This window comes from Piscirickettsia salmonis LF-89 = ATCC VR-1361, from assembly GCF_000297215.2.
Lineage (GTDB): Bacteria > Pseudomonadota > Gammaproteobacteria > Piscirickettsiales > Piscirickettsiaceae > Piscirickettsia > Piscirickettsia salmonis.
Genome location: NZ_AMFF02000190.1, coordinates 1 through 11,321, shown reverse-complemented (window position 1 = coordinate 11,321; position 11,321 = coordinate 1). Strand labels below are relative to the sequence as shown.

Genomic DNA, 11,321 nt, shown 5'->3' with positions numbered 1-11,321 from the left:
TTTTTCGCAACAGTGCCATTTATTTTGTGATCTGCTTACCATTTGTTATGTTTCCTTACTCATTCAAATATAACTCTGCCATATTATCCAGCTTACTCTTAATCTCTTTCCAGTTGGGCATAACTTGTGTCAGTAAACGCCAGAATTTATCGCTGTGGTTATGTTCTGAAATATGACAAAGCTCATGCAAAATAACGTAATCAATACATTCTTTTGATGCTTTGACTAAATGTGGATTAAGCATTAAACTACCCTTTGTTGAGCAACTTCCCCATTGTTTTTTCATCGCCATAATTTTAAAAGACGGTATGCCTTCTACCCATGCAGCTTTGGGTAACATTTCTTGTAAGCGCTCATGAAAAACATTATTTGCGTGATGCAAATACCATTGATCAATTAATGCTTTAACTTGCTTTGACCTGTTAGCATCCTTATTGTGTAGAATAACTTCCAATTTACCTCGAAGTAATTTCACAGTACTAACTTTATTAGGTTGACTTAATACCTTTAAGACATATCTTCGACCAAGATAAAACTGAGTTTCTCCACTTACATACTCTCTTGGTAAAACATAATCATGCTGTGAGGCAAACTCCTTGATGCTCTGCCAAATCCAACGAGCGCGTTTGAGCATGGCATTTTGTATGGATTCACTGGTGGCATCATGCGGCACGGTCGCTACTACACGTTGATCAGGATGAACTTTGATAATTACTTTTCGGGACGCCTTGGAGGGGTTTTTTCTATTAATAATAGTATCGTCGGAATTTAATTCAGCCGCTTTACGTATCACTTCGTAATGGATTATTTCCTCTCCATAAGCAAATACACCATGCTCTTGCGTGGTTGTTCTCATTTCAGCACTTATGTTTATCATGATCGACGCTTACCCGCGAGAAAGGCCCACCCTTGTGATTTGCAGTACTTCTTGAATAAATCGTTCTGCATTCTCAATGCCTAAATCAGCACACAACATAGGCAATAACTTTATGCTAATAGCATTTTCTATCTCAGAGGGATTAATCGAGTATTCAGCCACTGCTGTTTTAACGACAGCGTCAATTTCAAATGCATATTTAACCAGTTTGTCATCATCTAGTTCAACATTGTTACGCAATTCTGTTTCAAAGAGATGTTTGAATAAACCGTAGTAAGCCTGAGCATGTTTATTTAGCTTACCATCGGCGTCAACAAAGGCGCTGGGCATACCTGTCACCTTGCGCTCTTTTACTTCCTCTTCGAAGTTTGCAAACAAAATATATTGTTTAACTGGCGCATCAAACATGGCTTTGGTATCAGCTATAGCTTTCTTGAGTAGGTTAGAAAAATACTCTTGTGCATAAGGGTCGTCTGCCAAATCTTGCTCAATCATCTTGGTGATTCGGCCTGTGATCTTATCAGTTTGGTTTCGGGCTTCATCATCTGTTAAGTTTTTTGGCTTAACATCTTTTCCTAAGCTAGCGACCAAATAAGCGCCCTCTGGCTCTTTAATTTCTATTCCGGCTATATGTTTATCTAATAAATGTCTGACATCTTCTGCATATTCATCGTAATCAATGGTTTCGTTGGCATCTTCACGTACCTGCTTGCGTAGATCGACAAACATTTTTAGCGTTTGTTTATAGTGGGGTCTTTTATTTTCAAAGCTTTTATCGTCAAAGTATGTGGCCGATTGTAAGGCAACTTTCATACAGTTTGAAAACGCGGTAAGCGATGAATAAAACTCATCACGGTTTTTAAGGTTGGTATCAATTAATTGCCCTTGGACTTCATTAACCTTTGGCGTCAGTGCTTGGCGAAGTGCCGCTGGATCTTGTTTGTTTTTAACACCTTTAAATATCATCCAGAGCGAGTCGCACAGCCCTGGGAGTTTCTTGTATTCTGTGTCCATACGAGTATACAAGCCTTTAAGGTCATCGATATCAAAGCCACCCTGAGTCCGTTCAGCTAAGTTCTGATACTTCTCTATAGTCGTATCGAGCTCTTTTAAAATGCCGCGATAATCAATTAAATAACCAAACTGCTTTTTGCTGTGTAATCGATTGACACGGGCAATGGCTTGAATGAGATTGTGCTCTTTAAGAGGTTTGTCGATATAGAGTACGGTATTCTTTGGCTCGTCAAAGCCGGTTAGAAGCTTATCTACCACAATCATGATATCTGGACCGTCATCACGACTAAAGTCTTTTATTATCTCTTCGGTATAGGCTTTTTCTTCCTTGTTACCGATGGTGCCTTTCCACCAGTTCTGAACGATACCTTTGCTGTCTTGATCTACTGCTTCATGGCCTTCACGCGTGTCAGGTGCAGATATCGCCACAACAGATGAGACCTTATCTATCTTGTCTAAAGCAATTTTATAGCGAATGGCCGAAATTTTAGAGTCACAGGCTAGCTGGCCTTTTAAGTTTTGTTGTTTAAAGTTTTGGAAGTGATCTGAAATATCATGGGCGATCAGTTCAATGCGACCTTCAGTTTGATAGATCTGGCCTTTTTGTGAAAACTTCTTTTTTAAATCTGTTTTTTGCTGCTCGGTTAGTTTCTCCGTAATACGATCAAACCAGACGTCAATTGCTTTATCATTTACATTTAAATCAGGAATACGCTCTTCATACAGCAAAGGGGTTACGGTTTTATCTTCTACTGCTTGTTGCATGGTGTAGGAATGAATGATTTTGCCGAATTTATTCTCGGTTTTATCGTCCTTTAATAACGGTGTACCGGTAAAGGCTATAAACGCTGCTTTGGGTAAGGTTTTCAGCATGCGAATATTGTTTTCACCGTTCTGGCTGCGGTGCCCTTCATCCACTAATACCAGTATATTTGGGCTGTCATTAAAACATTCCTTATGTCTTATCGCAGAGCCAAATTTGTTGATAATGGAGAAAATGACCCGTTCGTTTCCTTTGCCTATTTGCTCTGCTAAACGCCGTCCAGATGTTGCTATGGCGTCTTTTTTGTCGCGATCCGTTAAGACGCCGCCGGAGGTAAATGTGCGGCTAAGCTGGTTTTCCAAGTTCACACGGTCGGTTACAATAATTATTCGGCACTGAGCAAGCTCTTCAAGCCAGATTAAGGCTTTAGATAAAAATACCATCGTGAATGACTTACCGCTGCCCGTGGTATGCCAAATGACACCACCATTTCGAGCACCTTGTCGCACTCCAGACTTCTCAAAACTGGTAATGCGCTTAATCAAAGTTTTAATGCCAAATACTTGTTGATATCGGGCCACAATTTTGCCTGCCTTTTTTTGGAACAAAATATAAAGGCGAGTCATTTCTAACAGGCGATCTGGGCGCAACAAACTCACTAATAATCGATCTTGGTCGGTAATGGTTAACTCACCGGCTGCAATTAATGATAAATACTCATCTTTGGCAGCATTTGGACGGTGGTCGAACAAGCTGCTTAGCTGGCTTTTATCAAGGGGTTTATTTTTTAAGCGAACAATTTCGGCTTCAATAATCTCTTCTTCTTTCCATTTTGCCCAAAATTTTTCAGGTGTACCGCAAGTACCGTATAAACCATCATGACCATTCACCGATATCAGCAGCTGACTGTAGGCAAATAGATGAGGGATTTCCGTTTGGCCTTGGTTACGAATTTGTTGTGATACTGCTTCACCGAGTGTTGATTTGCCTTCTTTAGAAGAATCAGGTCGCTTTGCTTCTATCACCACCCAAGGTAAACCATTTACAAAACACACAATGTCAGGGATACGATTTCCCGTACCTTCACTATTCTGAATTACCATTTCTTCGGTACAGTGGAACTGGTTATTACTAATGATATGCCAGTCTATCAACTGAATGGTCGGAGATGCTTTTTTACCACCAACAAATTCGGTTACACCTACACCATACATCATGGCGTTGTAGAGTTTCTCATTTGCACTTTCCAGTCCCTCATTCATAGCAGGATTCAACTCATGCATAATTTTATCGATAGAAGTAGCTGAAAGAGGATGTTGTTTACCCGCAAACGGAAAGGTTTGTTTAGCTAAAAATGTACGCATCACCGGCAGTAGCATCACCTGGCTAGTCGTTTTATTGTCTACATTGAGCTTGCCGCGAAACTGTTCACAGTCGCTTGGCGGGATAAAGATATAACCGAGGTTTGATAGCAGCGTTAAGGCGGGTATTTTGGCACTGGATTCTTCTGTGAAATTTACTAATTGCTCAGCCATTATTTCTTCCTAGTGGTATAATTTCCGTCGACTTTCAGTTATGAGGGTGCGTATGGTGGTAATGCGTTTGGAGTTGAGCTTGGGTGTGGTTATGTGAATGCAGCCTCATTTTCATCAACTTTGACGCGGCGTTTACCTGTTAGTAATTGCTGCATTAATGCTTTTTTCTCTTGTTTTAAATCGATAAGTTGTTTTTGGAGTAGTTCGATCGCTGCGAGCCATGGAGTGCTAAGCACGGGGTGAGTAGGCCGAGGTAGGTTCGGGTTTTTAGCAGAGCGGAGTTGCGAAAGACCGTTAGGTCGGGACGTAGCGAAGATTACGTTCATTATCTGCATTGGTTAATACCGATGCGATTTTTTGTTGTTCCTTTAAAAGAGGTATAATTAATGGCATTTTTTGAAACATTGGCAGCCGTAAAGACTTGACGGTCGAGCCGACGGCTTGTGACAAGAAATAATTTCTAAAGTAACCAATAACATAAAAAAGGAACTTGCCATCTACATTATCTATATCAATAATTGCGTATGCTCTCTGGTGTAAGTCAAATTTACCAGTAAAATATTTTGGCATGAAGTCTTGGCCCTCTCCAGGCACTATGATTGCCTCTTTATCAAAAATAAATTTATTGCTTTTTCTAATATCCTCAGATCGATCAAAAAATGTATATTTTGCGTCAAGACTTGAATCTTCACGATTAGAGCTACCTGTAGTAATATGGCTAATCTCACCCAATTTTATAGTTTTCCACTTCGTCTCAAACCCAGCGAAGCGTTTTTGGCCTGTGAGCAGTTGTTGCATCAGGGCTTTTTTCTGCTGTTTGCTGTTGTCGATTAGGGCTTCAGTCGTGCTAATCGCTTTATCCCATGTGGATAGGATTTTGGCGATTTTTTGCTGTTCTGGGAGGGGGGGGACAGGAACTAGGATTGATTTAACAATTCCCCCGCTTAAGTTACTTTGACCTGCTGAGTTACTAAAATTTCTTATATTTTGATATTGGCTCACAAGATAATTGTAATAATATTCAGGGTTTTGATTCTTATTTAATATGATCGCAGCACAGTTCTGGTTGGAGCATGCTTCAAAATCAAGAAGTGCAATTTGCCCTCGTGTTTTACCCTGTCCAATCATAGCTAAAAGAATCGTACCTTTAGGGAATAATTTAGCTGATGAATTTTTTAATCCCAATTCAGTAATAAAAACTTTAGTGCCACATGGGCGTATAACACAATTCTGTACTTCTGTAGTACGAATCCAAGGCACTGTGCCATCCTGCCAATAATCTAATTTTGTTTTACTTGGAGTCCCTCCAGATGTTATTTTTGCAATATTTTCTAATGTTTTTACTTTCCAGTCATTAGGCACCATAACCCAATTCCTTTTGTCTTATGTTGAATGAAACACCTTGGTAGTAGCATGCCTTTAAATCTATTAAAGCAAGTACATGTTTTTGCAGTTTTGTGTCCACGCCTATGAGTCTACGCACACAAAATACTGATTTCTTGTGCGTAGGCTGGAAGGTTTGCACAAGTAAAGTGATTTTATTGTCCATTCGCAGCATCCATTTGATTAATATTGGCTAATAAGCCACAAAGAGCATCATTTAAATAATAATTTTCATTGCCTACCTTATGCTTTGAAATTAAATTCAACTCAACCAATTGATCTAAATACTTATGCGCCGTATTACGATGGACCTGTAGATCCTGAGTCACAAAGTCGATTTTGGTATACGGGTGCTTAAATAAATTATTCAATAAGTCATGGCTATAAATTTTAGGTAAATTATTTTTAACACTATTTTTATAGCGCCTCATTAATGCTTTGATCTCATTCACTAATAAAGTTGTTTGTTGTGCAGTCTGCTCAATACCCTTAAGCATAAACAAAATCCATTCTTCCCAATTATTTTGGTCACGAACAGTTTGTAGCAAATGGTAGTATTGCCCTTTATTTTGATTGATATACCGAGATAAATACAGAACAGGGGAGCCAAGCAAGCCTTGATGCACTAGATACAGAATATTTAAAATACGACCTGTTCGGCCATTGCCATCATAAAACGGGTGAATACTCTCAAATTGATGGTGAATAATTGACATTTTAACTAATGGGTCATAATCAGGCTTTTCCTGATCATTAATAAATTTTTCCAAATCACCCATCAATGAAATGATCTCCTGTGGATTCTGCGGTGGGGTATAGATAATTTCACCTGTTAAATCATTTTTAAGTGCAGTGCCTGCTTGTTGTCTAAAACCGGCATCATTTTCTTCTAAAATCCGCTGAATATCCTTAATGGTGTTGTTGGTAATGATGCCGTTCTTTTCCACCATGTTAAACCCTTCCTGCAAGGCTTGGGCATAGCTATGAACTTCTTTGGAGGCGTTGGAAACAAAACGCCTAGTGGCGTAGTCACTGCGATAGAGATCATCGTTAGTGGTAATGACATTCTCAATTTCAGAACTGTCTTTCGCTTCTTGTAGAGGTAGTGTTCCCAGCAAAATATATTGATTGGGCATGGTGGCAACCACACCTTTAAGCTCACCTAAACGTTGGTGTGCCTTAGCGGCAGCTTTGAGTACGGATTTCGTTTCAATATCACCAAGATCAAAAAGACTCGTTAAATTAGGCTTCATAACCCAGCTCCTTCAAATAACCTTCCATTTCAGCTTCAAGGGTTTTTAGCTCGTTTTGCAACTGAACTCGTTTGGTGCGAACTTCTACCAAATCAATCTCAGCTTCTTCTTCAAAGGTATCAACATAGCGAGGAATATTGAGGTTAAAGTCATTTTCTTTAATCTCATCAAAGCTTGCTAGATACGAATATTTATCAGTGGTTTCACGTGCTTTGTAAGTGTCGATAATTTTTTGAATGTTGTCTGGTGTTAGTTGGTTTTGATTTTTACCTGATTTGAACTCACGACTGGCATCAATAAACAGTACTTTTTCATCAGTCTTATGCTTTTTAAACAGCAGAATGGCTGCAGGAATACCGGTACCAAAGAACAGTTTTTCTGGCAGACCAATTACGGTATCTAGCAGATTTTCTTCAATCAGTTGATGGCGAATTTTCCCTTCGGATGATGCACGAAATAACACACCGTGTGGCACAACCACGCCCATGCGGCCGCTTTCTGGTTTTAGGGTTTCAATCATATGCGAGATAAAAGCATAGTCACCTTTGGTTTTTGGTGGCACTCCTCGACGGAAGCGCCCGTAGTGATCACTTGCCGCATCTTCGTGCCCCCATTTATCCAAGGAGAATGGCGGGTTTGCAGTCACAATATCAAAGTGCAATAAACCCGTGCCGTCTTTATCTTTTAGTAATGGATTGCGGATGGTATCGCCCCATTCAATGCGATGGTTATCTTCACCATGCAGGAACATATTCATTTTGGCGAGCGCCCAGGTTGAACCAATGGACTCTTGCCCAAATAAAGCGTACTTTTTAGAGCCATTAAAGTTGTTGCGTACCATACGGCCACACTTCATTAATAGTGACCCAGAACCACAAGCTGGGTCACAGATTTGATCACCTTCTTGGGGTTCCAAGATGCTAGCCAGTAAGTCGGATACTTCAGGCGGCGTATAAAATTCGCCAGCTGTTTTTCCGCTACCCGCAGCAAAGTGTTTGATGAGGTATTCGTAGGCGTTACCGATGATATCTAAAGTGCCTACACGACTTGGACATAAGTTGAGGATGTCTTTGCCAAAGTCTTCTAATAGATGACGTAGCAGATCGTTCTTTTGCTTTTCTTGGCCCAGTTTGTCGGTGTTAAAGCTAATGTCTTGGAACACATTTTTTAATTTAGTGCCGTTGGTTTCTTCAATCGCATGAAGTGCCATATCAATGCGCTGGCCATTGCCCGCCTGATGACGTAACTCATACAAATCCCAAAAACTTGCACCGTCAGGTAAGACAAAACGCTGCTTAGCCATCATTGCTTTAATCAGCGCAGGGTTATCACCATGGGATTCAACCAGCTTATCATACTCGTCTTTATACACATCTGATATGTATTTTAGAAACAGCATGGTGAGTATAAAGTCTTTGTAGGTATCTGAGCTGATAACGCCTCTGAATGTATCGCAGGCAGCCCAGACAGCTTTGTTAATGTCGTCTTGATTGATTTGACTGTGTGACATTTTATTCCCTTTATATTTTTTGTCTTTAAATTGGGTGGTTGCTTAAAAATCTGTTTTCTAGCTCAAGTTTGTTTGTCCAGTACAGCCATGGCAATAGCATCTAACTGCTGCTGTCGGTTAGTTATGAGTTTCTGTAGTGTCTTCTTCTCTTTAACTGCTGATGAATGTAACGCCACCAGTTGTGCTTGTCTTTCGATTGACGGCAGTATGATTGGCACATTTTCCAATACTTGGCGACGAATACTGACGTACATGGAACCTTCAGCTGTGGTCTTGAAATAACGCTGAGCAGGAATTTGGTTTAACTGCCAGCAAATAAATTCAGGTAATATCGTTTTTGAGTGTTCGTTTTTAATACGTACGATAAAAAAATGTGGAGAGCATACTGTTTTTGTCGGTAACTGTTTTACGTAGGCAGCGAAATATTTAGCCCCCTTTGCTACAAATAAAATATCGCCTTGCTGTAACCAGTCTGGTTGTTTTCGGCCGGTTAATTTTGTGGTGATCATTCCACTTGTGTGTATTTCACCAGAGGCATTAGTATTTCTCACCTGTACGACAAACGTGCCGGTATTAGCAACAGGTGTTATCGTGCCTCGAAAGGGGTAACCCGGCCGGATTTCCGCTATCTCGCAAAGCATAGTATTTCTCATCTTAATCAGTTTCCCCTCTACTGAGCAGGTCTTTGGTGAATATTTAGTTATCTAAAATTGCTAGATGTTGCCGTCAAATTATTTAACCTAACATATACTGGCGTATAGTTAGACTTTAGTCAAATAAAAATGCAGTAATGGAATGGTGCAAGCGGTTTTTATTGATATTGCTAATGCCATAAAAATTTTCCTACCATCCGAAAAAAATAATTAGGCTATTTTCGCCAAAACTGTTTTTCTTGTTCAAGAGTTATGTTTTGTAGATCACCAATATCTAAGTGATGATTTGTTTTTGTATGACTTTTAACATTTTGCCGGTTGATTCATTCTTTGGTCGAGGGATTAGGGTATGATATTGCTGTAGCAGTATGGTGCTACTTTCAACATAAGACACATTTTGTTAACAGTTCTTTGAACCTAATAATTCGATTCTGTACAGCCACAATGCTATAATCTCTGTTTGTCGGTAACGCTGATTCACATATAAATGCGCCTCATACAGTGCGCTGTTATATCAAACTACGAGTAATTTAAGATGGCGAAATGTCCTGTTTGCACAACAAAAAAAGCAAAGCGTGCTTGTTTGATCACATCTACAAGTGAGATTTGCCCCTTATGTTGTGGAACTAAAAGAAATTTATCAGAGTGTGAAGGTTGTAACCATTATCAAGTAGCAAAGAGAAATTACAATGGTATACCAACTTTTTCCCCGATGGAAATGAAAAATGACCTTGATTTGATGAATATTTCTTATGTGATTGAGTCTGTTATTTGTGCTTTTGACTGTGAATTAAATTTCTCACTCAATGATAATCAGGCTATACAAATAATGCAGTGTGCTATTGATCATTATTATTTTGACGACCAAGAAATAAATTGCAAAGATAAACTTGTTTACAATGGATTTCAAAGACTCCAAGATGCAATCATTCGTGATCTTACCCCAATCGATATTTGTACTTTAAATAAAGTGCTCAGTACAATTCATTTTTTGGCAAAACGGCGGTTTAAAAATGGAAGAGATTACTTAGAAATCATTCGTAAGTACGTAGGTACTACCTCTGGCATGGGTAGGCTAATTAACATATAGGGTTTTTTTTCATCTATTTTTTACTAGTTTTTTCATAATATAAATGTGTTTACTCAACACACTGGTCCAATTAGGGTGATGACGCTTTGATATGAATACCATAATCATTCACAGGCGCTAAATGGCCGAGATTTATCGTCCCTGTCACCCTGCATTCATGCATGGCGACATTATGACAACTTACTTTGCCAGTTGATGCAACAATAGTTGCACCAAGCCTACGCTCTTCTTGCTTGTATTTAAGTCACTGTACTGCTGTTTACCACAGTGAGAATACGACATTTATCTTTAGAATGATAGCCAATACAACTACAGACAGAGTTCGTTTAACTGGCATATGCAGGGTTAGTATGGATCACCTGCAACCAGCCTTTACCTTTGTTAAAGTTCGCCTCCTGCCTGGTAGAATAGCTTTCAGCTCTATCACCTTTGATGTGGAGTTTATCTACGTGTATAATTCGACCACTTTTAAGGTATTTATGGGAAGGGCATCATTGTGATTTTATCTGGGACAATTTTTGCAGAAACTCCAATTTATCGTGGCAATTCTAAGAAAACCTTATTTACTCGCAATGGCGATGGCAAAGAAAAGCTTGTGTCGTTAGCAGGGAGGGTTGAGGGCACAGCTCAGTCATTAATGGATGCATTCATTGGTGAGAGCAATAACAAGCGGAATAAGGGCCTTATTAATCAAATGTGGGGCCGATTGTTTGAAGAAAATATACCCGTTCGTTTGATAAACAATGTAACATGCACTTTGAAAAAATCTCACTATAGCAACAATAATTTTTTTGATTTACGTATGGGTTTGAAGCTAGATGAAGACAGAATGGCGTCTATCTCTGGCAAGAATTATAAATTTGAAACCATTTTTAGAAATGCAGAGTTTAATATCAATATTGATGTTGATATGGATGAGTTTAAGAAAGCTGGGGTGGCTTCCAAACTTATATCAGTTTTCAATGAAATGAAGGCTGGTCGTTTTTGGTATGGAGCGGGAAAAAGTAAAGGGTTAGGAAGGTGTAGGCTAGTGCTTGATGCAAGCTTACCTGAGTTGTCTCAAGCCCCTACTGTTAACTCGAAAGTTAATCATTTAACATGTCATATGTCTTTTAGCTCACGTAAGCGTCGCTACCTCGGTAGGTATTTTGCACATCCAATGATGCAAAATCGCCGAGCAAAACGCGACGACTATAAACCCTCGGCTGTCCGCGTCACACAGCGTTACGTGCCTTGAATCGGC

9 protein-coding genes are annotated in these 11,321 nt (G+C 39.5%); 2 read left to right on the top strand and 7 right to left on the bottom strand.

The genetic code is table 11. The annotated features are described in order from the left end of the window. Positions 1–55 precede the first annotated feature (55 nt). From C200_RS13170 to C200_RS13140, 7 genes are all read right to left on the bottom strand, one after another. On the bottom strand, positions 56–856 hold the full coding sequence (locus C200_RS13170; protein ID WP_016211721.1) for a M48 family metallopeptidase: 801 nt from the start codon (positions 854–856) through the stop codon (positions 56–58). Positions 857–886: 30 nt separating this feature from the next. Beyond that, positions 887–4,189 carry a type I restriction endonuclease subunit R gene (locus tag C200_RS13165; protein WP_016211722.1) on the bottom strand — a complete coding sequence of 1,101 codons (3,303 nt, stop codon included), beginning with the start codon at positions 4,187–4,189 and terminating at the stop codon, positions 887–889. A gap of 89 nt (positions 4,190–4,278) precedes the next feature. Next, positions 4,279–4,515: a hypothetical protein gene (locus C200_RS16245; RefSeq protein ID WP_211250935.1), complete on the bottom strand. Its 237-nt coding sequence runs from the start codon at positions 4,513–4,515 to the stop codon at positions 4,279–4,281. Further along, a complete protein-coding gene (locus tag C200_RS13160) occupies positions 4,484–5,554 on the bottom strand; it encodes a restriction endonuclease subunit S (RefSeq protein WP_155276092.1) in 1,071 nt (356 codons plus the stop codon). The genes C200_RS16245 and C200_RS13160 overlap by 32 nt, the downstream gene beginning before the upstream one ends. A 173-nt stretch (positions 5,555–5,727) precedes the next feature. Continuing rightward, positions 5,728–6,825, bottom strand: a complete 1,098-nt coding sequence (locus tag C200_RS13150) for a Fic family protein (protein WP_016211323.1) — start codon at positions 6,823–6,825, stop codon at positions 5,728–5,730. Continuing rightward, the gene (locus tag C200_RS13145) at positions 6,815–8,335 is read right to left on the bottom strand and encodes a type I restriction-modification system subunit M (RefSeq protein ID WP_016211325.1); all 1,521 of its coding nucleotides are present in this window, start codon (positions 8,333–8,335) and stop codon (positions 6,815–6,817) included. The genes C200_RS13150 and C200_RS13145 overlap by 11 nt, the downstream gene beginning before the upstream one ends. A gap of 62 nt (positions 8,336–8,397) precedes the next feature. Further along, positions 8,398–8,988 (bottom strand): restriction endonuclease subunit S domain-containing protein, encoded by a 591-nt coding sequence (locus tag C200_RS13140; RefSeq protein WP_016211322.1) that lies wholly within the window; start codon positions 8,986–8,988, stop codon positions 8,398–8,400. Positions 8,989–9,523: 535 nt separating this feature from the next. On the opposite strand from C200_RS13140, the gene C200_RS13135 reads away from it, so the two are divergent. Then, a complete protein-coding gene (locus tag C200_RS13135; protein WP_016211324.1) occupies positions 9,524–10,078 on the top strand; it encodes a hypothetical protein in 555 nt (184 codons plus the stop codon). A gap of 496 nt (positions 10,079–10,574) precedes the next feature. Beyond that, the gene (locus C200_RS15580) at positions 10,575–11,315 is read left to right on the top strand and encodes a hypothetical protein (RefSeq protein ID WP_016211326.1); all 741 of its coding nucleotides are present in this window, start codon (positions 10,575–10,577) and stop codon (positions 11,313–11,315) included. Positions 11,316–11,321 lie beyond the last annotated feature (6 nt).